The sequence below is a fragment of the Duncaniella freteri genome, from assembly GCF_004766125.1.
Lineage (GTDB): Bacteria > Bacteroidota > Bacteroidia > Bacteroidales > Muribaculaceae > Duncaniella > Duncaniella freteri.
This window is the reverse complement of the sequence record NZ_SJSA01000001.1, coordinates 1,686,278-1,711,143: the sequence shown is the minus strand read 5'-3', so window position 1 is coordinate 1,711,143 and position 24,866 is coordinate 1,686,278. Positions and strand designations below refer to the sequence as shown.

General features: G+C 46.9%; 17 protein-coding genes. 12 read left to right on the top strand and 5 right to left on the bottom strand.

Annotation, left to right across the window (positions count from 1 at the left end):
• The first annotated feature begins 15 nt into the window (after window positions 1-15).
• From EZ315_RS07285 to EZ315_RS07270, 4 genes are all read left to right on the top strand, one after another.
• Complete coding sequence (locus EZ315_RS07285; protein ID WP_170957488.1) at window positions 16-1,161, top strand: chorismate-binding protein; 1,146 nt, start codon at window positions 16-18, stop codon at window positions 1,159-1,161.
• Window positions 1,162-1,177: 16 nt separating this feature from the next.
• Complete coding sequence (locus EZ315_RS07280; RefSeq protein WP_135471499.1) at window positions 1,178-2,572, top strand: SGNH/GDSL hydrolase family protein; 1,395 nt, start codon at window positions 1,178-1,180, stop codon at window positions 2,570-2,572.
• Complete coding sequence (locus tag EZ315_RS07275) at window positions 2,569-3,957, top strand: GDSL-type esterase/lipase family protein (RefSeq protein ID WP_135471498.1); 1,389 nt, start codon at window positions 2,569-2,571, stop codon at window positions 3,955-3,957. The genes EZ315_RS07280 and EZ315_RS07275 overlap by 4 nt, the downstream gene beginning before the upstream one ends.
• Window positions 3,958-4,065: 108 nt before the next feature.
• Complete coding sequence (locus EZ315_RS07270) at window positions 4,066-5,610, top strand: MBOAT family O-acyltransferase (protein ID WP_135471497.1); 1,545 nt, start codon at window positions 4,066-4,068, stop codon at window positions 5,608-5,610.
• Window positions 5,611-5,758: 148 nt separating this feature from the next.
• On the opposite strand, the gene EZ315_RS07265 is transcribed toward EZ315_RS07270, so the two are convergent.
• A complete protein-coding gene (locus tag EZ315_RS07265) occupies window positions 5,759-6,799 on the bottom strand; it encodes a leucine-rich repeat domain-containing protein (protein ID WP_135471496.1) in 1,041 nt (346 codons plus the stop codon).
• A gap of 370 nt (window positions 6,800-7,169) precedes the next feature.
• Here EZ315_RS07265 and EZ315_RS07260 point away from each other — a divergent pair, with 370 nt between their 5' ends.
• The 8 genes from EZ315_RS07260 to EZ315_RS07225 all read left to right on the top strand — a co-directional run bounded on the left by EZ315_RS07260 (window position 7,170) and on the right by EZ315_RS07225 (window position 16,829).
• Window positions 7,170-8,210, top strand: coding sequence for a DNA cytosine methyltransferase (locus EZ315_RS07260; RefSeq protein WP_135471495.1), 1,041 nt, complete (start codon window positions 7,170-7,172; stop codon window positions 8,208-8,210).
• Window positions 8,207-9,616, top strand: a complete 1,410-nt coding sequence (locus EZ315_RS07255) for a protein NO VEIN domain-containing protein (RefSeq protein ID WP_135471494.1) — start codon at window positions 8,207-8,209, stop codon at window positions 9,614-9,616. Before EZ315_RS07260 ends, EZ315_RS07255 begins: the two co-directional genes overlap by 4 nt.
• A 13-nt stretch (window positions 9,617-9,629) precedes the next feature.
• Window positions 9,630-10,745 (top strand): DNA cytosine methyltransferase, encoded by a 1,116-nt coding sequence (locus EZ315_RS07250; RefSeq protein ID WP_135471493.1) that lies wholly within the window; start codon window positions 9,630-9,632, stop codon window positions 10,743-10,745.
• A 317-nt stretch (window positions 10,746-11,062) separates the two neighbouring features.
• Entirely contained in the window at window positions 11,063-11,947 is an 885-nt protein-coding gene (locus EZ315_RS07245; protein ID WP_135471492.1) for a dihydrodipicolinate synthase family protein, read from the top strand.
• Window positions 11,944-13,530 carry a sodium:solute symporter family protein gene (locus tag EZ315_RS07240; protein ID WP_135471491.1) on the top strand — a complete coding sequence of 529 codons (1,587 nt, stop codon included), beginning with the start codon at window positions 11,944-11,946 and terminating at the stop codon, window positions 13,528-13,530. The genes EZ315_RS07245 and EZ315_RS07240 overlap by 4 nt, the downstream gene beginning before the upstream one ends.
• A 38-nt stretch (window positions 13,531-13,568) precedes the next feature.
• Window positions 13,569-14,714 (top strand): iron-containing alcohol dehydrogenase, encoded by a 1,146-nt coding sequence (locus EZ315_RS07235; RefSeq protein WP_135471490.1) that lies wholly within the window; start codon window positions 13,569-13,571, stop codon window positions 14,712-14,714.
• 1 nt (window position 14,715) lies between these two features.
• Entirely contained in the window at window positions 14,716-15,753 is a 1,038-nt protein-coding gene (pdxA, locus tag EZ315_RS07230) for a 4-hydroxythreonine-4-phosphate dehydrogenase PdxA (protein ID WP_135471489.1), read from the top strand.
• The gene (locus EZ315_RS07225; RefSeq protein WP_135471488.1) at window positions 15,753-16,829 is read left to right on the top strand and encodes a four-carbon acid sugar kinase family protein; all 1,077 of its coding nucleotides are present in this window, start codon (window positions 15,753-15,755) and stop codon (window positions 16,827-16,829) included. The genes pdxA and EZ315_RS07225 overlap by 1 nt, the downstream gene beginning before the upstream one ends.
• 112 nt (window positions 16,830-16,941) lie before the next feature.
• Here EZ315_RS07225 and EZ315_RS07220 read toward each other — a convergent pair whose 3' ends face one another.
• The 4 genes from EZ315_RS07220 to EZ315_RS07205 form a co-directional block, all read right to left on the bottom strand.
• Entirely contained in the window at window positions 16,942-18,846 is a 1,905-nt protein-coding gene (locus tag EZ315_RS07220; RefSeq protein ID WP_135471487.1) for a RagB/SusD family nutrient uptake outer membrane protein, read from the bottom strand.
• 23 nt (window positions 18,847-18,869) lie between these two features.
• Window positions 18,870-21,716, bottom strand: a complete 2,847-nt coding sequence (locus EZ315_RS07215) for a SusC/RagA family TonB-linked outer membrane protein (RefSeq protein WP_242452568.1) — start codon at window positions 21,714-21,716, stop codon at window positions 18,870-18,872.
• Between the two features lie 32 nt (window positions 21,717-21,748).
• Window positions 21,749-22,009, bottom strand: coding sequence for a carboxypeptidase-like regulatory domain-containing protein (locus EZ315_RS07210; protein WP_135471485.1), 261 nt, complete (start codon window positions 22,007-22,009; stop codon window positions 21,749-21,751).
• Between the two features lie 303 nt (window positions 22,010-22,312).
• Window positions 22,313-24,865: a glycoside hydrolase family 95 protein gene (locus tag EZ315_RS07205; RefSeq protein WP_135471484.1), complete on the bottom strand. Its 2,553-nt coding sequence runs from the start codon at window positions 24,863-24,865 to the stop codon at window positions 22,313-22,315.
• Window position 24,866 lies beyond the last annotated feature (1 nt).

Here is a 24,866-nt window from a genome sequence, read left to right as displayed (position 1 = left end):
AGCGTGTCAAGAGATATGCTGATAACTCCACTCCAGACAGAAGCTGCCGAAGAATGCCTCAGACGCAACATACCGTTTGTGCTCTATGCCATGCCCGGACAGGACACCTGCCGGTTCATGGCAAGCCTGCCCAACTCCGACGGCGAATGCCGACATTCCCATACTGACAACGCCGACAGCTTCTTCATAAGCAGATTCATTGCCGACGAGCCGTATATGGCAGGCATAAGCCACGACATGGACGAAGGTGGAATTATCGACTTCATTGCCTCCTGTCCCGATGTGAAAGGTGCGCCGTCAGCCGAACTGCCATACCTTACATCGACACGCCGCATAAGTTATAATCAGGCATTCGAAGGCATGACACGCCGTCTTAAGAAAGAGGGCGGCAAGGTGGTGCTTTCTCGTCACGAATCCATCTTCACCACACGCCATCTTCTTGACTCTGCCCTGGATTACTTCTCATCCTCACCATCCACATTCCGCTATCTCACATACACGCCTGAGACCGGTATATGGCTCGGGGCAACACCTGAACTTCTGCTTGAGACCGATCCGCATTCGGGCGAGATCCGCACAATGGCTCTTGCAGGGACCCGTCCGAGCGACACTGAAGAGAGCGAATGGGACACTAAGAACCTTATGGAGCATGGGGTCGTAGTCAACTTCATATCCGATATACTCCGGTCACACCACCTGAAAGTGGATACCGGCGGCACTCAGGAAATCACAGCCGGAGCTGTAACCCATCTGTGCACCCCGATCACAGCAACAGGCACTGTCAACGACATTACTGCTATAATCAACGACCTTAATCCAACACCCGCCGTAGCAGGATTCCCGAGGGACAAAGCCATCAGCGAGATCGATTACTTCGAGACCCATCAGCGCAGATGCTACAGCGGTATAGTAGGCGTACATGAGAGCAATGAATGGCATGTGTTTGTCAATCTCCGTTGTGCATTTACCGCACGAGCCACACTTGACGGAGCAGAGGGATGGCTATTTAACATATATGCCGGAGGAGGACTTATGCCAGATTCCCGTCTTGATGACGAATGGGACGAGACCGACCGCAAAATGTCGGCTCTGCGATCAACCCTTAGCTCCTCATCATCGGCAGTGACCGTCAATCCTACCAAAGCCAAAATCCTGTACTGACCACCATCATTCTGCTATGAAAAAAGGCAATCCCACATTCATAATACTTCTCGCTATAATATTTATAGTGATCCTCTCAGCACTGCCTCTGTCAGAATGGTCCGGCGGCAAAGTAAAGGATTTCTCACTGATAAGCGACATAATAAAAAAGACAGCCGAAATCACACCTGTCACCACCTCAGAGCAGGAACAGATCGATCCTGAACTTCTGAAAGCGATGGAAGAGGACGAGGCACACAAGGAACACAACATCCCCTCGGTTACAGACTCGGTGCCGGAAATCCCAGCCGATACCATAATCATACATCCGGCGAAAGCTCCGCGAGAAGGCGAACTTGTGATCATTGAGGACTATACCATAAGTCAGACAGGACTGGCAAGCCTTAAAAACGCAATCGGCAACGGAAGGATGGCCCGCATAGCTGTTGTGGGCGACAGTTACATCGAAGGTGATATATTTACACAGGACCTCAGGGAGAAGCTACAGACAGCCTACGGCGGAGAAGGTGTGGGATACGTAAGCATGCACACCGACTTCCCAGGATTCCGACGCTCGGTAAGGCAAGGCGGCAAAGGGTGGAAAACACATATGGCAAACAAGAAAGCCGCACGCAAATATCTCGATCTCGCGGAGCAATACGCCACGCCTACAGGGAAAGCCAATTCCTCCTACGAGGGAACAAAAGCCTTTCCGCACACAGGGGAATGGTCTCGGTCACGCTTCCTCTTCATATCTCCTGAAAATTCCATAATCTCTGTTAAATCAGGCAAAGGAGAATGGTCGGAGCGCAATATCACCGCTTCCGATTCCGTTCAGTGCATAGAGATTGCAGGCACCACCTCACGCTTTGAGCTAAAGACGTCATCACCAAGCCTGATAGGGCTGGGCGTATGGCTCGATGGCGATAACGGCATTAGCCTCGACTGCATGTCATCGCGCGGATTCTCAGGAATCACGCTCAGCAGAATCAATCCTGAGCTATGCCGACAGCTTGGAAGTGTGATCGACTACAATCTGATCATCCTTGAGTTCGGCATAAATGCAATGAGCTCATCGCAAAAGAACTATTCCGTATACTCCGACCGTATGGTAGGGGTAATCAACCATGTACGCCAGTGCTACCCACGCGCCGACATCCTCCTGATGGGAGTTGGTGACCGTGGAGAGAAGCGTGGCGGCGTAGTAAGGTCAATGGCTACAGCTCCGGCAATGATCAGCGCGCAGCGTGACGCAGCCCGCAAGGCCCACTGCCTCTTCTGGGACACACGCGAAGCCATGGGCGGAGAAGATGCCGTGGTGGAATGGTGCAACGCCGGACTCATAAACAAGGATTATATCCATATGACCCACAAGGGAGGCGCACGGCTCGCCGACGCCCTCTTTAATGCTTTACAGCACAGCCTCAAATGACACTGCATAACAACTACACGACCAAAACATTACTCATTTCAGCACTTCTCGGAGCCGCATCGTGGATCTCTGTAGGAGCAGCAAACCCTGTTGCCGGACTTGACGCAACAGCCAATAACGAGACACCGATCTCCGACATATCCGATCACCGTACATGCACAGCGGAAATCCCCGACGAAACGGACGACATCGACATCCCGATACCGTCATTCATCCGCACCAACTCCAACCATATAATATACAACGGAGCCGACTGGTCAGGATTACGCAAGGCATTCCTTGAGAGTACCACCTCACCGGTGTCGATAGTGCATATCGGCGATTCCCACATCCAAGCTGACATAAGCACCGGAACCACACGTGAACTACTGCAATACGACTTCGGCAATGCTGGCCGCGGGCTGGTGTCACCGCTTAAGATGAGCGGCACCAACGAGCCTCTCGACTACACATTTCAAAGCCGTAACCCATGGAACCCAGTGAAACTCATGAGCTCCACATGGCGACAGACAGTAGGCTTCACCGGCACATCCATACGCCCTACAAGCAACACATCGGAAATCACAGTCGGTACATCAGGTAAAGACGACTACAACCCTTTCAGCTCCGTGACCATATTTCATAACGGACGCTTCGTAATAAAAGATATAAGCGGAGAGGAGGGAGAGAGGCTACAGTACCGCGCCATACCGTCACGCGACTACACCCAGATAATGCTCCCGGCACCACACACAAAAATCACTATCAACTTCACCTCTGCCGGTGATCTCACTGTGTTCGGAGCCACACTCTCAGGCGACCGTCCAGGTCTATTCTATCACTCCATCGGCAACAACGGAGCTGCCTATGAGACATACAACCGCATAGGGAATGTAGGTGCAGGCATAAGCCCGCTCAAGCCTCATCTCGTGATAATATCACTCGGCACAAACGAGGCTTTCGGACGACTAAACACCGAATCGTTCACACGTTCTGTGGACCGTCTTGTCAAAAACATACGCACTGCCAACCCTGATGCCCTGCTCCTTCTCACAACACCAATGGAATGCCAAAAAAGCATCACAACTAAAAAAAGAGTAAAGGTAAGAGGGAAAAGCCGTAATGGACGCAAAGGCAAACTCCGCACCGTAACACGCTCGTCACGATCCTATACGGTCAACAAAAACATCGCCCCTCTACGTCAGGCAATTCTCGAATACGGAAAGAAGAACGGCGTAGCAATCTACGACTGGTATGAAGTGGCGGGAGGTCAAGGCGCAAGCTCATCCTGGATAAGCAACGGACTATTTGCCAACGACCGGGTGCATCACTCCCACAAAGGATACAATCTCGAAGGGCGCATGCTATACGAAGCTCTCCTGGATGCCCTTCGCACATCCGACTAATTTCCAAACATCAATCATTTCACACACGCATAAACCGTTTCAGAATTGGAACACATAGCTACAAGGCTCACTGAGCTGTACAATTCACTGCTCTCAGACTTAAGTGATATGGGCATAGACATCGCAAGCATAGGCGAACAGCTTGTATACAACAGCCGGCAACCGCTGCTGTTCAACACAGGTCTGTTCATAGTACTGTTTGCCTTCTTCATGCTCATCTACCGTATTCTACGCCCCTGGAGAATAGCGCGGATGATATTCACCATAGCATTCTCTATATACTTCTACTACAAGGCATCAGGTGAATGCTGCCTTATACTGATAGGGGTGGCAGTAAGCGACTACCTGTTAGGTCTCTGTATGCAGAAAGCCAGATCATTCACACGCTGCCGCGGCATATCCATGCGATCCATAGTCGCACTCAATGTGATAGTCAATGTAGGGCTGCTTGCCTACTTCAAGTACTTCGGGCTGCTGATCGACACCATCAACCGGTTCATGACCACACATATCGATCCTATCAATGTAATACTCCCCGCCGGAATCTCCTTCTTCACATTCCGATCCATCAGTTATATAGTCGATATCTACCGCGGACACATACAGGCATGCAGAAATCCGCTTGACTATATGTTCTTCCTCACTTTCTTCCCGCCACTTCTCGCCGGACCCGTGGTCCGCGCCAAGGATATGCTTCCGCAGATCAAGAGCAACCCAGTGCCATCGCGTGACATGACATCCGAAGGGGTATACCTCATCATATCAGGCATAATAAAGAAAATGGTTATCGCCGACTTCATATCCGGCAATTTTGTTGACCGAGTGTTTGACAACCCTGCCCTCTACAGCGGTTTCGAGAACCTCATGGCATCGATAGGATTCACCATCCAGCTATACTGCGATTTTGCAGGATACAGCGATATAGCCATAGGCATAGCCCTGCTTCTTGGCTACAGGTTCAAAGAGAACTTCAACGCACCATTCAAGGCATCCAGCCCCACCGAATTCTGGCACCGATGGCACATATCGCTTTCAACATGGCTAAGGGATTATGTCTACATTCCGTTGGGAGGCAACAGATGCTCCAAGGCAAGGGCATATTTCAACCAGTTCGCAACCATGGTAATCGGAGGTTTCTGGCATGGAGCCTCATGGATGTATGTGATATGGGGAGCTGCCCACGGCGCACTTCTTGTGATACACAAGATGCTGCGCGGTCTTATCCCGGCTCCCTCCACTACGGAGACTGTAGTCACTGAGTCAGGCGAAATAGAGATGGTGACAGTCCCCTCACGTTTCGCTCCTGTGACAAAATGTTTCAACATGGTGTTCACATTCCTCCTCATCGTAGCAGCCTTTATGCTGTTCCGAGCCCGCTCACTTGAGGATGTAGGCATGATGTGGCACCAGATCATCTATGACTTCCATCTGTCCGTCGCTCCTGAATTTGTGTCGAGCTATCTCGCTATAGTAGTTGCAATGGGTGTTGGATACTTTGTGCATATACTGCCGTCAAGAATCACCTCTCCTCTCAAACAAGGTTTCATGGCATCGCCCATACTACTCCAGTCCATCATGCTTGCAATAGCTCTGTTCGTGGCTATCCAGGTACGTTCAAGCGACATCGTACCATTCATCTACCTGCAATATTGACATCGAATTATAACCGGTGACATACCGGTATATTACAACAACGATCGCCCGCAAAGAATGGTCTTTGCGGGCGATCATTTATCTAAGCGTTAGTTGGAAGCGTGTTCGTATATACTTTCACTTATATTTATATACCGTAACAGGATGTTTAGTAATTCCACTGGCAAGCCACCATACGGAGGTTGTTGCAGGCGATTGTACGGAAGTCGATAATCTGGTTGTAACGGCAGTTGACATATGTAAGAGCCTGGTCGAATGATACATCAAGCATTGTCAGCTGATTGTTGTTACAGATAAGACGCTGAAGGAAAGTCTGGTTGGAGAGGGTCAGCTGGGTAAGGTCGTTGTAAGAGCAATCCACATACTGAAGATTGGGGCAACCGTCGACACTTAGAGTGGTAAGGTCATTGTAAGAGCAAACGAGGTCGAGAAGAGCCTGGCAGTCGCGCAGACCGAGGGTCACCATATTGTTGTCGGAACAGATGAGAGTGGAGAGCGAGGGCAGACCTGAGACAAGGAAATTGGAGATCTCATTGTCGTCACAGTTGAGGTTCTGAAGATTCTCAACTCCCGACAGGGTGAGAGTAGTGAGTTTGTTGTAACCGCAGTAAAGATTCTTCAGAGCAGTACATCCTCCTACATTAAGAGACTCAAGGTGACAGCCCTGACAGTTAAGGGTCTGTAGGTTATAGGAATTGTTGAGTTCAAGCTCTACAAAGAGATTGTTTGAAATGTTAAGGCTCTTTAGAAGAGGGGTGTTGCTGAGAGAGAGATCCGTGAGACGGTTCTTGTAGAGTGACAGATTCTGGAGGACACTGCAACCATCGAGGCTTACCTCAGTGAGCTTATTACGACCGGCGTTGAGCTGCTCAAGAGCTACGCAGTCGGACACATCGAGCGAAGTGAGGTTGTTACGTGACACATCCACCTTGGTGAGAGCTTTGAAGCCTGAGAGGTCGAGAGATCCGGTAAGCTTCTTGTCCTTCCACTGGATAGCAGTCACGTGTCCGTTCGATACTGAGACACCTTCAATGGATGCTACCGAGTTAGGGCTTGCTTTAAGAGCACTGGCATTGTGTCCCTCGGCGAGAAAAGCCTTGAGCTGCTTCGCCTCATTCTTGTCAAGATTCTGAGCAAATGCGGTCATACTTCCAAGCACAACTGCAATGATTAATAACGCTTTTTTCATAAAACAATAGTTGTTGGTTGTGTTAATTTTATTAGTCTAACACTGCTAACCGACAAAAGGTTTTACTCTCGTTAAGAAAAGTTTTTTTAGCCTTATTACAGCATATTGAGACCCATTCTCACATCAATAAAAAATTTTCAGATCCCCCATCCTTTCATATACCCCAAAAGCATCCAGCTGTTTTTACTATACCCTCAATAGTCAAGGTCTCGAAAATAATTCGTAACTTTGCAATATGCCATATGCATGCACTGACAAAGACTAATCTATGTAAGTAATAACTTATATCCATCATATTAAGTAACTTCCCTGTAAACACAAAATAGTTTGGTCGCTTGTCAACTCTACTCGGAAGTTCTTCTTTTCCAATATGACAATAAAACCATTGACATTCATAGACCTGTTTGCTGGTTGTGGCGGACTATCGTTAGGATTTGAGCAGTCCGGATTTAAGGGGGTACTTGCCATTGATTTTTGGCAAGACGCTCTTACGACTTATTCATATAATCGAGAACATTCCAAAACTTTATGTGGGGATCTGTCTGCTATTTCACCAGATGACGTCAAGAATGAATTCAAAATTTCTGATGTTGACGTTATAATTGGCGGACCTCCTTGTCAAGGTTTTTCTGTGGCAGGCAAACGAATCATAGATGATAAACGAAATGAACTTTATAAGTCATTTGTTAACTTTGTGCGCGTTTTCAGACCCAAAGCATTCGTAATGGAAAATGTTCCAACAATTCTCACCATGGGGAACGGAATTATTCGAGATGCCATTTTGTCTGATTTTACCGATCTGGGATATACTATTAATTATAAGGTTCTTACTGCATCAGATTATGGAGTTCCACAAAATCGAAGAAGAGCTGTTTTTGTAGGACTACTTGGTGGGGAGATTTATAATTTCCCAACACCTTCGATTGATAAACATATATCATCTTACGAAGCTTTGAGTGACCTCCCTGAAAATTCTCAACAAGATGGGTCTTCTTATATTTGTGAACCAATGTCAGAATTTCAGAGGTTAATGCGTAAGTATAGCCGTGGGGTATATAATCACAACATAACGATTCACACGGCACGGACACAAGAAATCATCGCAATGGTTCCTGATGGTGGAAATTACAAAGACTTACCAAAGGAATTATGGGATACCCGCAAAGTCCATATAGCCTGGACGCGGCTCAATAGCAAGAGACCAAGTTTCACTATTGATTGTGGGCATAACCATCACTTTCATTATAAATTCAATCGAGTGCCGACAGTCAGAGAATCTGCACGCCTCCAAAGCTTCCCTGACTCCTTTATTTTTTTAGGGAATAAGGGGAGTCAACTCAAACAAGTCGGAAATGCCGTGCCTCCTCTACTTGCTCAACAAATCGCTCTCCAACTCAAAAATTATTTATGATTTATCGTCCCGAAAATCAATATCGCTGTACTATAATTCGTGGTAAGTCTCAGACCGAGATGGAAGACCTGCTGCCAGTATATGCCAATATTGTTCATAAATATTGTCCATGCAATGAGGAAGCTTTCCGCAGATCAGCTTACTCTGATTTGTCATATGCTCTATTCCATGTCAGAGACTTTACTTCTCTATCTGATAATAATCTCAAAACCGTCAAGAATCACTACACCGAGATTATGGGGGTGCTTCTGGGATTATTCTATCCTAAATTTGACCAAGACACTAACGAGACCATAATCCACGAGTCTGACTCATGTAAATTTCTTATTGACAATAGCGACTTTCCTACATTTTTCAAGAACCTTTGCTTGAACTTTCAGTTCCCTAATGGTGAGAAGAAAGCAACTGTTGTTAAGTCAGAAGTGGAGCTTGGCATAAAGTTAAAACCGTTCTGTTTTGTAATAAAGCTTTTATTCATTGCTCAAAACAACAAACAACTATTAGCAAAACAAGAAATTGGCTACTACGCGCTAAACAATCTTGATGTATTACATGGAAATGTGTCTGCTCAGGAGGTTTTCGATCACATAATGGATGACCGCAAAAATGGCATCAAGCGCAACAAACTGACAGGCTCAAATGAATGGCAACATATAAAAGAACAATTCAATCTTCTTGAATTAGCCAACCTAATTGAGCATGATTCTGAAAGGATTTGGCTCAACTCCGATGAATCCAATGCTATTTCATTGTTCATAAAGAGTCTCGACGAACCATTTTTCAATGTGGATGCTTACGATCTCTCAACAATTGAAGGTCGTAAACTAATGGTCCAAGAATGGAAAGAATATAACGGACAATTCCATAGTGAATTTTTAGACATTGCTTTGACAGGTCTGCCCATATCCAAGCGTGAAGAACTAATAGCAAGAAAATCCGCTATTAAGTCAACAACAGATTTAGGAGATGAGGGTGAAGCTTTTGTATTCAGATTAGAGCAAGATAGAGTCAGAGCTTTTAAAGAACGTCTTGTAAACAAAGTCCTTCTATTAGGAAAAACAAAAGGTCTTGGTTACGACATCGCATCCATTGAAGCTGACGAGAACAAGCATAACCCAGAATTTGCTCGTTACATAGAAGTTAAAACTACTAAAAGGACTACTCGTCCCTCATTCAATCTGTCATGGACGGACTCATTGAACATAACACGAAAAGAATGGATTGCTGCAGAACAATTTGGTCCTGCATATAATATTTATCGAGTCTATTTTACTAAAAATGAAGTGATAGTGATTCGTATCAACAATCCTTTTGCTCTTTCTAAAGAAGGTAAAATCGAAGTTATTCCCACCATTTATCAAATGGATTTTGGTTCAGACGTCATTGAATCGCGTTACCCTTTATAGTTACCCTTTTAATATGCTGAAAGTTGCTTCATTATTTTGTGGTTGTGGAGGTTCTGACTTAGGGCTGTTGGGTGGATTTACTTATCTTGGTCATCACTATCCACGTTTAGATTTCGATATAGTATTCGCTGTAGATTTTGATAAATGGGCAGTTGATACTTACAATCGAAATTTTCTTCATCATGCTGTTTGTGCAGATGTTTCAGATATTGATTTTCATACAATTCCAGATGTAGATGTGTTAATTGGAGGGTTTCCATGCCAATCATTCAGTACCGTCAATCCAACAAAGGACACCAACGATGAAAGAGCCAACTTATATAAACAAATCGTTCGTTTTCTACGAGAGAAATCTCCAAGATTTTTCATTTGTGAAAATGTAAAGGGGCTCATAACACTCCAACGCGGAGCAATCATACATAAAATTGTTTCTGAATTTGAGAGTGTGGGCTACAAAGTTCAATTCAAACTCATGAAAGCTGTTGAATTTGGGATTCCACAGAAAAGAGAGCGTGTCTTTATTGTAGGTATTCGAAACGATCAAAACTGTGAATATTCATATCCTCAGCCAATAAATACTTTTGAAAATGCAGTTCCTTTAAGCACTGTTATTGAACGACTGGATATTACTGAACAGAAATACTACTTTTCTGAAAGGGCTGTACAAGGCATGAAAAATGCCAAAAATAATATGAAACGTGGATTATGGCAAGACTTGAATGGTCCATGTCTTACCATAACTTCTCATTTGGCAAAAATCAGTATAAACTCTCGCGATCCGTTACTGTTGGTAGATCCAGCAAAAGAACTGTATCGTCGCTTTACGCCTCGTGAAGCTGCCAGAATTCAATCTTTCCCTGAAAATTTCATTTTAAATAACTCGGAATCTAAATCATATAAACAGATAGGCAATGCAATACCTCCTGTTCTAATGTGGCATATCGCAAAATCTCTACAAGATGCTGCTATATACAATGCAGAAATGCAACCTGAAGATGAGGCATCATCATATTTTATCTCTAAGATCTTCGAGCCAACTCAAAATCTATTTAATTACAACTCCAACCCATTCACAGAGACTCTTTTTAATGAGCCTACATCTCCTTATGGGAAAAAAATTGTATATTAGATAAAATCTTATAATTCTTTATTACACTAAGGATTAATTGATCGGAGCAAGCTATTTCAGAAGCATTTAGTCTTTTCAGTCATGCATTTGACAGGAAAGGTTAATGTATGTGTCCATATGTATTAGTAGATACGGAAAATCAATAGAATTTAAAGCTGTTTTCATAATTACTCAATTCTGTATGAAGTATTTCTGTTAGCAATAATATGCGTATTGCTGTTTTTTATACATTGGAATATCTGTGTTATAGGCATATTTTTCGTACCTTTGCAGGAAAGTAAAATGTATTGGGACTTTAAATCTAAAACAACCATAAAATGAAGAATTGCAAATATCGTGGCGTGGTGGTGCCTATGGTCACACCTGTCACAGAGGATGGCATGCTGGATGTTCCGGCTATAGAACGAATAATCGAGTTTTTCGCACAGAACAATGTGGCACCGCTCCTAATGGGCACCACAGGTGAAGGCAACAGTGTATCAGCATCCGACGGACTGCTAATGGTAGAGACCGCCGTAAAGGCCTCTAAAGGACGAATACTGATCTATGCCGGGCTCACAGGCAACTGCTTTGCCGAACAGTTAAGACAGGCAGAGGCATACACCAAAGCGGGAGCCGACGTGATTGTAGCCACACTCCCTTCCTACTATGCCTTGACTGACGAACAGATGTATGGATACTACAAGACTCTTGCCAATTCCATCACAGGCCCCCTCATGCTTTACAACATACTGGCAACAACCCACATGACCATACCGGTCGAGGTTGTGAAACGTCTTGCCGACCATCCGAATATTGTCGGGCTGAAGGATTCCGAACGCGATCTGGAGCGTATGCAGCAGTGCATCGCCATATCCCGGGACCGAGAGGATTTCGCTTACTTCTGCGGATGGGCGGCACAGTCAGCCTACTCGCTGTCGATAGGTGGTGACGGAATAGTTCCGAGCACAGGCAATTACGTACCTGAAATGTTCAACGACCTGTACCGCGCCGCATCGGACGGAGACATGACCACCGCCAACCGCCTACAGGACGAGACCAACGAGATAGCAAAAATCTATCAGGCAGGGCGCACACTGGGACAGTCACTCACCGCTCTCAAGGTGATGATGCAGACCAAAGGTCTCTGCGAGCCATGGATGCTCATGCCTCTCACACGTCTTTCAGCTGAAGAAGAGCAATCCATCAAGTCAAGACTATGAATGATATACATTGGATAGACTACCTCATAGTCTTTGCTTCGATTGCATCGGCAATCGGGGTAGGGGTATATTTCGCCCACAGGCAGAAAGACACAAGCACTTACTTTGCAGCCGGCGGTAAAATTCCGGCATGGGCTGTAGGCATGTCGATATTCGCCACTCTGATATCAAGCGTGACATTCCTTGCATATCCGGGAGCCGCTTATGCCGGCAACTGGATACTTCTTGTCCAGGGACTCATGGTGCCTCTGGTGCTGCTGGCACTCATAGGGGTCATAGTGCCATTGTTCCGCAAAGTGGTGAAGCTTTCCACCTATGAGTATTTCGAACGGCGATTCGGACTTTTTGCCCGCATGTACAGCTCGTTCGCTTTCACTCTGGGACATTTCTCCAAGGCAGGCACAGTATTCTTTCTCGTGTCTATGGCATTGGCGACATTTCTTGATTTCAACATCTACGCCATAGTGATAGTGCTGGGCATCACAATCATCATCCTTACACTCCTGGGTGGCATGGAAGCCATAGTATGGATGGATGTCGCCCAAGGAGGCCTGCTTATAGGCGGAGGTGTGATATGCGTGATATTGTTACTGTTTCTTCCCGAAGGAGGCCCTTCAGAAGTGTTGCGCATAGCCGGTGAGTACAACAAGATTGATGTTGGTCCTTATGACTGGGATTTCACTCAGCTCACATTCATAGTCATGGCTCTTAACGGTATATTCTACGCACTGCAAAAATACGGTACGGACCAGACCATCGTACAGCGTTATCTTGCTGCCAAAAACGACCGGGATGCCAAGAAAGCGGCCTATATAGGAGTTATGATGAGTGTCCCCATCTGGACCATGTTTATGTTCATAGGCACATGCCTGTTTGCGTATTATCACACATCCGGAGCCCCTGGCCTGCCCGACGGACTGAAAGCCGACGAAGTGTTCCCTTATTTCATCAGCAACCAGCTCCCGGTAGGCATACGTGGACTTATAATAGCCGCACTTGCCGCAGCTGCCATATCAAGCCTCGACACAGACCTGAACTGTCTTTCTGCCATAGCTGTACAGGACTACTACGTGCGCTTCAAAAAATCAAGCACTGATCGCCAACAGCTCCGTTTCGGACGCATTATGGTAGTGCTGTCTGGTGCAGGAGCCGTCGGAGTGGCCCTCCTCTATATCTCATGGGGAGGAGAGGGTGTACTGGGCGCACTGTTCTCACTGTATGCCATATTCTCGGCCGGCATTGTGGGAATATTCCTTCTCGGACTGTTCAGCCGCCGTGCCAACAAACAGGGACTATACATAGGCATAGCAGCATCGGTGCTATTCACCGCCTACGCAGTCCTGACCTCCACCAAACTCGACCTTCACGGAACAGGTATCAAAGAGACTATCCTTGACCTCGGCTCCTGGAATTTCACACAGCACAAATATATGCTTGGTGTTTACAGCCATCTTATAGTGCTTGTGGTAGGTTATATGGCAAGCTTCCTGTTCGCAGCCCCGCTTGCCGAGAAGGAACTGACCATATACGGTTATCTTGAAGACAAGAGAAAAGAAAAGCAAATGGATATCGAACCAGCCTGATATCTGTCAAGTTTTTGATTTAAAATAACAGTCTATAAATGAAACCAATCACAATCTTGCAGCCACAGAAAACCGTATTCGGTTCAGGCTGCATACAGACATTTGTCGACGACTATCTTTCACTCGGACACAGACGCCTTTTCATCCTTACAGCCCCCCCGATACTCCCTCTGATTGAACCGGCTATCAAACAGCTGAAAGACAATGGCGTAAACGTCGAAGTGTTCCAAAATATCCTTGCCGAGCCGACTCTCAACGACTTCAACACCATACTCAGTATCGCTCGTGAATTCCGAGCCGACAGTGTAGCCGGCATAGGAGGAGGATCGGTGCTCGATATCGCCAAACTTGTAGCAGCATTCATCGACAGCGATCAGAAGGCTGAAGATTGCTTCGGCACAGGATTCATCAAGAAGAAAGGACTGTGGCTCGCATGTCTCCCCACCACAGCCGGAACTGGGAGCGAAGTGTCACCCAATGCCATCCTTCTTGACGAACGCGACAAACTCAAGAAAGGAATAGTAAGCCCTTACCTGCTTGCCGACACTGCTTATGTCGACCCAATGCTCACAATGACCGTGCCTTCCAAGGTAACAGCCGATACAGGCATGGATGCTCTGACACACTGCATTGAGGCTTACACCAATAAGTTTGCTCACCCTGCGGTGGACATCTACGCTCTTCAAGGCATAAGACTGATAGCAGCCAATCTGTTGCGTGCGGTCAAGGACGGCAGCGACATAGAGGCTCGCGAGGCTCTCGCCCTCGGCTCTCTCTACGGCGGACTGGTGCTCGGTCCTGTCAATACAGCAGCGGTACATGCCCTCAGCTATCCCTTGGGAGGTGAGTTCCATATACCTCATGGACTATCGAATGCAATACTGCTCCCATCGGTCATGAAATTCAATCGTTCTGCCAATCTCCGTAAGTATGCCGAAGTGGCTATAGCCTGTGGCGCACCTGTCGGAAAGGACGACAATGAGACCGCACAGAATGGTGTAGACTTCATATGCGAACTGTCAAAGGCTGTCGGCATCCCACAGAAACTCTCAGACCTCAACATCCCTCAGAGCGCGGTCGACGGCATGGCAAAAGCTGCAATGGAGGTTCAACGTCTGCTCAAAAACAACCCTCGTGAAGTCACAGAACAGGATGCAAGGGACATCTACAACTCTCTTTACTGATATGAAACCGATCTTAGCTGTCACCATGGGCGATCCTGCCGGAATCGGCCCTGAGATTGTGGTGCGTGCCCTCAGCCATAAGGACACTTACGAGAAATGCCGTCCGATAGTCACAGGCGATGCAGCAGTGATGCAGGAGGCTGTGAGCCGTCTCGGCTATGATTTCAAAATCAATGCAGTGGGACGCATTTCCGACGCAAAATTTGAACATGGCACAATCGATGTCTACGACCTGCATTGTGTAGACATGAGCACATTCCGATTCGGAGAGGTACAGGCACAATGTGGCAACGCCGCATTCGTAAGCATAAAAAAAGCCATCGAGCTTGCCATGGATAATGAGGTGGACGGGACTGTCACAGCTCCGCTCAACAAGGAGGCTCTTAACCTTGCCGGACACCACTTTGACGGCCACACTGAGATATACGCCACATTCACCGGCACCAAGAAGTATGCAATGATGCTTGCCGATGAGAACATACGGGTGATACACGTATCCACCCATGTGCCTCTGCGCAAAGCATGCGACCTCGTGAAGAAAGCCCGCATCATTGAAGTCACCGAACTGATTGCCGACGCGTGCCGTCAATTCGGCATCGAGAATCCGCATATAGGCATTGCCGGACTCAATCCCCACAGCAGCGAGAACGGCATGTTTGGTGACGAAGAAGCCCTTGAGATAATTCCGGCTATCGAAGAACTGAACGCCCGCGGATTCAATGTCGACGGTCCGGTGCCGCCGGATTCGATCTTTGCAAAAGCCAAATGCGGGAAATATGACGGCTGCGTGGCAATGTATCATGACCAAGGGCATATCCCACTGAAAGTATGTGCTTTCAACTGGAACAAGGAGACCGGAAAGATGGAGAGCGCAAACGGTGTCAACATCACCCTCGGACTCCCGATAATCCGTGTCAGCGTGGACCACGGCACCGCATTCGACGTAGCCGGCAAAGGTATAGCAAGCGATGATGCGATGGTGCTCAGCATCGATTATGCCACACGGATGGCAAAATACCGCTTAGGAATCAAAGAATAATGATTGCCGTTATAGCCGACGACATCACAGGAGCAGCCGAGATGGCGGGCATAGCCCACCGTCTCGGTCTCTCTGTAAGCATGTCGACCAATCCTAAGGATCTTCCACCATGCGATGTGTCAGTCATTGCGACCGACACCCGCTCCATGACCGAAACCGAGGCTGCTGAAGTGTCCGCTAAAACTGCTGTCGCACTGGCGGATATGAATTCTGTGGAACACATATTCAAGAAAACCGATTCCGCTCTCAGAGGGCACGTAGTTGCAGAACTGGAAGCATTGCTGAGATGTTCCCAATACATACAAGCACTATACATACCTGCCAATCCATCAAAAGGAAGAATCATTCGTGACGGCGTATATTATATCAGCGGGACACCTCTTGATGAGACAGACTTTTCTTTCGACCCTGAATTTCCGGCACTCTCTTCAGTTCTTACCACGCGGTTTCCAGATGCCGGAATGAAAAAAGTGCTGTTTGCCGACGCTGTGAGCGAAGAAGACATAAATAAGGAAGTAGACAATGCCGACGGCTATACACTTCTTGCGGGAGCCGCCGATCTGTTCACTGCATTTCTTAAGAAGCATTGCCGGTGCAACACTGTCGCTCAAAAACGACCTGACATCAATCTTCATGACGCTCTTATAATATGTGGCAGCACACAGAGCCGCCCTATCGACTGCAGCGTAGATACGTTCCATATGCCCACCGACCTTTACGAAGGGACCTCAACCCCTGACAAATGGATCAAAGAGCTCTCTGGCAAATACTCCATATCCCATTCCATGATACTTGCAATCCGCGACCGTCATCGCATCGGGAAAGAGAGCGCAATATATCTACGCGAGACAATGGCTGAAACAGTGCGTGGCCTTACAGATATCCACACTCCGCGCGAACTCATAATCGAAGGGGGTGCCACAGCCTATGCCTCATTACAGAAATTGGGATGGGACACATTCACCATCACTGACGAGATAGCCCCCGGAGTGATACGCATGCGTGCCCCCAATGGAACACATGTCACCATGAAACCTGGCAGCTATCCTTGGGGCGGACTTTTCCCCAGTAAATAAGGCTGAGACATCACATAAAAAAGACGGGACCTGCTCACGCAGATCCCGTCTCATCAACTTAGAGAATCGGATTCTCAATGCAAACACTGAGAATCCGGCATATCATACATATTTAATATCCATTGGTACCAAATTCATTAGGATTGGCGATAGCATCAAGGAAGCTCTGAGGTATCGGGCGAACAATGTGCTTTGCCTCATCAAAGAAAAGGATGTCAGGATTGGTGGCGGCAAAGAAACTCTTTGTGAGCTTGCCACAACGCTTCAGGTCATACCAGCGCACCTGTTCACCAGCAAGTTCGCGCGCACGCTCCTGAAGGATGAAATCGATGGTCATATCAACCTGATTGACCTTCATCTCAGCCTGACGTCCTGTCACAGCAGCACGGTCACGTAGAGGCTGTACGTATTTTAGAGCTTTAGCTTGGTCATTGCTTGCGCGGAGTGCAGCCTCGGCTGCCACAAGATATATCTCTCCGAGACGTATCACAGGGACATCACCCTCCCACTTCTGATTGTCCTTTATCCACTTAATGGACGAAAACTTATTCATTGACGGATAAGTGTTCTTATATATGGAGCCTAAAACAGGATCGGTGGTCTCTGTCACCCATTTTCCGTCAGCAGTAAACATATCGGACGGATCAACACACACAAACGGAAGCATAGCTTTCTCTGCCGCCGACATAGTATAGTTAGGGGTCAGCACGGAAATTCCGTCAAGCCATCCGTCACCATTCTCGTCCACCATATTGCAGTTGCCGGAAGAATTGTTCTGATAGAACACAGTACGTCCGCCATAGTACACCTCACCGGGCTTATATGTTCCGGCTGTATTCTTGATCACATGTTGAAGCAGAGAGGCGTCCTTGCCAAACTGATCAATCATGGACTGGGAAATCTTCTTATCAGCCCAGGATGAATTATAATACTCGGTAAAGAAGGTGTTGGCAAAACGAGTATCGGCAGGATCCCTGACAGGTTCAAACACAGTGGTCAGAAGATACTTCGTCGGCTTGATGCCGATACTGTTGGAACGACCGTACCATGCACAATTCTTCTCGGCAAGACCCCACGCGATATAATTCTGTAAACGCATCTCATAATACTGGCGTGTACGTCCACGGTTGTTTCCCTCAGGATTCTTGTCACCTTCATGGTCAATAGCTTCGATGAAAAGGAACTCTGTGTTATTCTTGTTGTTCTCACCATCCCAAAGCTTAGCATAACCTGACTTATCGGCATCACTAGTGTAAAGAGCGCAATTGTATTTTGAAGCATTATTTATCAGTTCTTCAGCTGTCTGTAGAGCCAGACGTGCATACTCTTCCGCATTAGCCTCTTTAAGTCGGGTCCGTTGTAGATACACCTTGGCAAGCATTGCCAAGGCAGCCTTCTTGCTGACACGACCACGATCATCTCCCTGGGAATAAGGGAGATGATCCTTAGCAAAATTCAGGTCACTTATGATAAGATCGTAGAAATCACTCTCCGAACTTCTTACAGGACTGTTGTTTATACCGGTCACAGCCGAAGACGTGGTGTTGAGCACCACTCCGCCAAACTGCTCCACAAGATGCCAGTTAGCCCATCCACGGAAAAAATAAGCCTCTGCAAGTTTTGCATAAAGTTCATCCTGAGAAGCATAGCCTGTCACAGATGAGGCATAATATATCGCAGTGTTCGCATAGTTTATTGTAGAATAGAATCCCTCCCAAAGAGTCTTAAGAGTGCCCAATTGGGTATTCATATTCGAGTTATACTGTGTGAAACCGCTCTCAAATGATTCGCTTATCCAAAGATCCGTACCAAGCTCCATGGCACCAATACCGTCAATCTTACCATACAGGTAGTAGTAACCGTCATAGCAATAATTGATCAGGCTCTCAAACCCAGGACGCTCGGCATAAGCCGTCTCCACGTCGACAGTCGACGGATTCCATTCGTCAAGACTGCATCCGGTGAACATGCCGGCGCAGAGCACTACCGCCAATGTTTTTCTAAATATATTTTTCATATTGAATTTCTAAGCTATAAATTTTAGAATGAGAGGTTTATACCAAACACTATCTGCTTGTAAAGCGGAAATCCGTCTGTTCCGCCAGTCTCCGGATCAACATCTCGTAGAAGTTTATCCTTTGCAAACACAAACGGATTACTTATAGTGCCATAGAAGCGGCAACGACTCATGCCTGCCTTATCAAGCACATTCTTCGGGAGTGTGTATCCAAGAGAGATAGTCTTTATTTTCCAGTAGGAACCATCCACAATACCAAGTCCGAGATTGGATGCTGAATGGCTTGTGGAGCGTGACATATACGGACGAGGGAAATCATTGGTTGGATTGCTTTCTGTCCAATAATCATAAAAATCAGGCATTGCAACTCGACCGAAATATCCGAGAATCGGGCTCTGAACAGTCTGTCCCCAACGCGCTGTGATAAACACATTCAGATCGAATCCCTTATAGTAGAACGAGTTGTTTAGACCTGCTGTCCATGACGGTGACTTATGACCGATAAGCTCCTTGTCCTTTTCTCCGATCTGATAAGGATTCTCGGCAGTGTACTCGGTCACAGTACCATCCTCTTCAGTGAGAGTCCAAAGTCCGTCGCTCACCTTTACGAGCCTGGTATTCACTTTTGAGTCACCGGGAAGAAGCCCGAACACAGCTGCATCAGCCTCTTCACCCTTCTGCCATATACCGAGTTTACGGTAGTTATAGATCATGTCCTTGGGATTGTCCATAAACAGTCCGAGCGACACGAGATTATCTACAGTAGTACCACTGCCAAGATCAATGGATTTAACTCGCTCCTTGTTAGCTGCGAATGTCAGGGTCGTTGTCCACTGGAAATCCTTTGTGACAATATTACGGCTGTTGATAGTCATTTCAAAACCAGTATTGCGCATACGAGCTACATTGCATACCATCTTATACGGATTCTTCGGTTTGAATAATCCTCCTGTCGATGGCAGATTACGCGAATACAGCACGTCCTTGGTATCGGTATCATAGAATTCCAACGCACCGTCGATACGGTTATTGATTATGCCGAAATCAACACCGATATTCCAGTTATAGGATTTCTCCCATCCCATCTCCACATTACCTACGGCCTGCGAAAGCACACTAGACGTGATGGGACCCGAACCGAAATTGATATTATCAAGACCATTTGACGTAACCTCTGTACGTGACACATAAGCATCGACATTAGGATTGCCTGACACACCATATCCCACGCGAAGTTTCAGGTTGTTGAGCCAGTTGCGTGTCGATTCCATGAAAGGCTCATCGGATATGCGCCATGCCAATGCTGCAGCAGGAAATGTGTCCCAATGGTTATAAAGCTGTGACACACCGTCCTGACGAACGGAAGCTGTGAACAGGTAGCGTCCGAGATAGTCATAGTTGACACGGGCCGCATAGGACATACGTTTGGTCTGAGTGTAAGAGGAGGATACGGAAGGATTGGTGCCTGATGACAGCGAATACCAAAGGAACTTGTCATAAAGGAAGCCTTCATTGTAGGCAGTATGTTTCTCCTTCTGATTATAAGCCCACGAGGTGATAAGAGTCAGCCCAAGATTATGGGTGTTGTTCCAGGATTTACGGAAATTGAGTATATTCTCCCAAGTATAATTGTAGCTGAGGGTGGGATCGAGAGAAGCCTTGCGTATTGCCGTCTCCGATCCTGTAAGCATCATGAATGTATCATTGCTTTTGAATTCACCGGTACGGCTGCTGCTCACCGATGTGCCGAGGATCGTACGGAATGTGAGCATCTCGGGTAGAATAGTTACATCAAGATATGGATTGGCAGTGAAGGCAAATGTCTTGGAATTCTTTTTGTACACGCCCTCACGTTCATCAGCCAAGAGGCTCACCTGATCCTGCAGACCATCCACAGGATAAATGTTGATATTTCCTTCAGCATCGTACACATCTCCCACCGGAACATAACTGAATGTACGGTTAAGACGTGTGGAACGATTGTCAACATCACGGAAAGTCAATCCGCCCTGCATTCCTGCAGTCAGCCACTTATTGATCTTGAGATCCATACCGAAACGAGAGGTATAAAGATCCGACTTATCGTCACGGTATATACCTTCAGTACGATTATAGCCTAAGGAGAAATTACCTTTGAAACGCTCATTGCCACCTCTGATTGACACTGAATAGTTCTGTTGAGTACCGGTCTGGAGAGTCTCGTCGACCCAATCGATCCATTTGCCCTGCTCAACATAGGGTCTGATCACATCGGCATTATAGCCATAGCCGTTGAAGAGCTGTGTAAGATCGGAAGCCTGATTTCCGGTTGTGGCATAATATCCTTCCTTGAGATAGTCAAGCCAAGCGTCACCGCTGAGAGCCTTGGGATACTTGGCAAAACCGTTCCATCCAAAATAAGTGTCAAGATCCACCTGCACCTTACCTTCCTCAGCCTGCTTGGTAGTGATCATGATCACACCGTTGGCACCGGCTGAACCATAGATGGCTGTCGAGGAGGCATCCTTAAGAATGTCGATCGACTGAATGTCGTTAGGATTGAGATTATCAATTGATCCGGGAATACCGTCGATCACAAAAAGCGGGTCCTGACCTGCTGTAAGGGAGCGATTACCGCGAAGCAGAATCTTTGTGCCCGATCCCGCCTGTCCTGACTCTCGTGTAATATCAAGACCAGCCACTCGGCCTTCAAGTGCCTCAGTAGCACTCGCTACAGGTGTCATAGTCAGATCTCCGCTCTTGACCGATGCTACAGCACCTGTGAGATCTCGTTTCTTTACAGTACCATATCCTACTACCACCACCTCATCGAGCATCTCACGACTCTCTTTGAGGGTCACATCAATCACGCTACGACCATCAACAGGAATTTCCTGTGTGACATAGCCTACATAACTAATAGTTAAAACACTGTGGGGGGGGTATTTAGGGTATATTTACCGTCAATATCGGTAGCTATCCCGACCTTGCTCCCTTTTACCATGACAGTCGCTCCGATGACCGGTTCGCCTGTTTCATCAATCACTGTTCCGCTGACGGTCTTATCCTGTGCCGATACCATTAAGGCTATCAGAACAAAAATCACCGAGAAGCAGACACGCCCAAAGTGATAACAAAATTCACTTCGGGAACCTCTGATTTGTAGAGATTTCTCGTTTCTCATTGTTAAAATTTAAGGTTAATATATTAAGTGTTATAATTGCAATACCACAATACATCCGACCGCAAAGATACAACATTTATGTTAATAAATTGCAATAATTTTAAATTATTCTCCAAAGAAATCAACAAATGTCACAGAAACCTTAGAACAATCCGACTGAATGCCAATTAAAATAATAAGAAGGCATGACTATTAATGGAAAGTATAGTGAAGCATGCTCCGCCATACTTTCCATTATTAAATTTCTACATAAATCCTCTTAATTGGAACAAACATATCCAATATATCCGGATGACCCATCACCTATCTGGCAATGAATGTATATTCGGCTCCAATCTCAGTAGGGACATCATAAAGATTAGTTGCTGGCAGATTCAATGCCGGTATCTTATCGGGATTACTTATCACCGGTGCGGATATCATATACACACTATTGAATGGATTGGGGTTGACCCCTTTGGCTCGTATAAGCCGCTTACCATCCGAATCATAGAGAGATACAGAAGAACGGAGTCGCAGATTGCCTCCGAGAGTTGATTTTATAGTCACCGACGAGAGTTTGCCATCGCTCCACTTCATATCAGCGATCTCAAACCCGCCACGAGCCTTCAGCCCTTTGACTTCACCCTTTGACCACACATCAGGAAGAGCGGGAAGCAGGTGAACAGCCCCATCGTGACTCTGAACAAGCATCTCGGCTATACCTGCCGTACATCCGAAATTACCATCGATCTGAAACGGAGGATGAGCATCAAACATATTGGCATAAGTACCGCCGTCCTGCGACTTGATTGTCACATTCGGGTCCATCAGTTTGAGCTGATTCGATATCAGTGTGTGAGCATGATTTCCGTCAAGCAGTCTCGCCCAAAGGCACACCTTCCATCCCATCGACCATCCACGGCTCGCATCACCTCTGCCTGTCAGGGACTTCTTTGCAGCCTGAAACAACTGGGGATGGGAGTATGGAGATATCTGATTGCCAGGAAAAAGCCCCCACAGATGAGACACATGACGGTGACCACTCGTCTCTCGGTCCCAGTCCTTGAGCCACTCCTGCAATTGACCGTACTTTCCGACATGCATCGGCGGAAGCTGCATCCTTAGGTCATCAAGTTCTGAGGCAAATTCCTTATCCATGCCCAATTCACGAGCAGCGTGTATGGTGTTGCTGAGCAGATCATACACCATCTGATTATCCATCGTCACACCGCTGAACTGGGCCACATTCTGTTTCTTACCATTGTCATCGACATACGATCCGAGTCCAGGATGATTCTCCGGAGAATTGGATGGCGACACTACCATATATCCCGAAGCAGTATCCCTGACAAGGAAATCCTGATAGAATTCGCAAGCGGACTTCAATATCGGATATACTCCGGCAAGATATCCCTTGTCGCCTGTATAAAGATAACGCTCCCACAGATGCGAGGCAAACCATGCATTACATGTGGGCCACACACTGCACGATGCATAGTCAACCGCTCCGGTGGAACGCCACAGATCGGTGTTATGATGAAGCGTCCATCCGCGCGCCCCATACATCTCAGACGCAGACTCCTTGCCTGTCACACTCACATCCCTTACCATCTGTAGAAACGGTTCATGACATTCGCTAAGATTGGTGACCTCGGCTGGCCAATAGTTCATCTCCACATTAATGTTTGTCGTGTACTTGCTGTCCCAGGCAGGATACTGACCGGCACTCGGATTCCATATGCCCTGTAGATTAGCAGGCTGTGTGCCAGGCTGGGAACTGCTTATAAGAAGATAACGTCCGAACTGGAAATACATGGCGGCAAGCGACGGATCATGAACCGTAGAGAATTCTCGTATACGCACATCCGTAGGCTTAGCCTCCTGCTCATGATTGGAACCGAGATCGAGGCTCACTCTCCCGAACTGTCCGCGATACTTCGCCACATGATCACTTTTGGCTGTAGCGTAATCCTTGTCGAATCTCTTGATAGCCGACATAGCCTTTTCTTCGCTATCGCCTGAAATGTCTCTATAATTTTTAAAATTAGTTGCAGCCGAGACATATATTGTCGCTGAATCCGCACCATTGACCGATATGCGTCCTGACTCATCATCAGGCGTAACCGTTCCGCCGTCAGCCATAACTTTAATTATTGCAGTAGCATGCAGCCTGTTAGGGATGTTCTCCTCCGCCTCTCGGGCATGAGCACAACTCACCCTAAGCATATTGTCAGTGCCATCCACCACCTCGGTCACTGCCACGGTCCTGTTCTTCTTTAAAGGGCCTGTGAATGATGTGGCAAACGTCACCTTGCCAGGTTTTGAGGCAGTAATGCGTATTATGATCAGATCGTCGGTAAGAGATGTGAACATCTCACGTGTATAATCCACACCGCCCACAGTGTATGTCACTTTGGCAACGGCACTTCCAAGGTCAAGTTCACGGCGATAATTATCCGGAATACGCTCCACACCCGGAAAATCAAGTATGAGATTGCCTATCGACTCATATATCATACCGTGAGCCGTAACACTCCTGTCAGCAGTGATATTAGCCATCGACAGTTTCTGAGCCTCGGCATACTCACCTCGGTCGATAAGCGACTGTATCTCCTTTAGCTTTCCTTTGGCTTTGGGATTATAGTTATTATAAGGGCTTCCGGACCAGAATGTGTCCTCATTGATCTGAACAGTGTCTCGCGATGCTATCCCATACATCATCGCACCGAGATGACCATTGCCAAGAGGCAATGCCTCAACCCAATAGTCGGCAGGCCGGTCATACCATAGTTTCAAGTCCTGATCCGAACCATTTACACCGTATGAAACGAATGTAACGAATGGCAACAGGAGCAAAAGCAGATATTTATTCATT

Bases quoted from the DNA above. Each gene is read 5' to 3' on its own strand.
- EZ315_RS07210 (WP_135471485.1), bottom strand. From the start codon at position 22,009: ATGAGAAACGAGAAATCTCTACAAATCAGAGGTTCCCGAAGTGAATTT.
- EZ315_RS07245 (WP_135471492.1), top strand. From the start codon at position 11,063: ATGAAGAATTGCAAATATCGTGGCGTGGTGGTGCCTATGGTCACACCT.
- EZ315_RS07255 (WP_135471494.1), top strand. From the start codon at position 8,207: ATGATTTATCGTCCCGAAAATCAATATCGCTGTACTATAATTCGTGGT.
- EZ315_RS07205 (WP_135471484.1), bottom strand. From the start codon at position 24,865: ATGAATAAATATCTGCTTTTGCTCCTGTTGCCATTCGTTACATTCGTT.
- EZ315_RS07265 (WP_135471496.1), bottom strand. From the start codon at position 6,799: ATGAAAAAAGCGTTATTAATCATTGCAGTTGTGCTTGGAAGTATGACC.
- EZ315_RS07260 (WP_135471495.1), top strand. From the start codon at position 7,170: ATGACAATAAAACCATTGACATTCATAGACCTGTTTGCTGGTTGTGGC.
- EZ315_RS07250 (WP_135471493.1), top strand. From the start codon at position 9,630: ATGCTGAAAGTTGCTTCATTATTTTGTGGTTGTGGAGGTTCTGACTTA.
- pdxA (WP_135471489.1), top strand. From the start codon at position 14,716: ATGAAACCGATCTTAGCTGTCACCATGGGCGATCCTGCCGGAATCGGC.
- EZ315_RS07285 (WP_170957488.1), top strand. From the start codon at position 16: ATGCTGATAACTCCACTCCAGACAGAAGCTGCCGAAGAATGCCTCAGA.
- EZ315_RS07220 (WP_135471487.1), bottom strand. From the start codon at position 18,846: ATGAAAAATATATTTAGAAAAACATTGGCGGTAGTGCTCTGCGCCGGC.
- EZ315_RS07270 (WP_135471497.1), top strand. From the start codon at position 4,066: ATGGGCATAGACATCGCAAGCATAGGCGAACAGCTTGTATACAACAGC.
- EZ315_RS07280 (WP_135471499.1), top strand. From the start codon at position 1,178: ATGAAAAAAGGCAATCCCACATTCATAATACTTCTCGCTATAATATTT.
- EZ315_RS07240 (WP_135471491.1), top strand. From the start codon at position 11,944: ATGAATGATATACATTGGATAGACTACCTCATAGTCTTTGCTTCGATT.
- EZ315_RS07275 (WP_135471498.1), top strand. From the start codon at position 2,569: ATGACACTGCATAACAACTACACGACCAAAACATTACTCATTTCAGCA.
- EZ315_RS07225 (WP_135471488.1), top strand. From the start codon at position 15,753: ATGATTGCCGTTATAGCCGACGACATCACAGGAGCAGCCGAGATGGCG.
- EZ315_RS07235 (WP_135471490.1), top strand. From the start codon at position 13,569: ATGAAACCAATCACAATCTTGCAGCCACAGAAAACCGTATTCGGTTCA.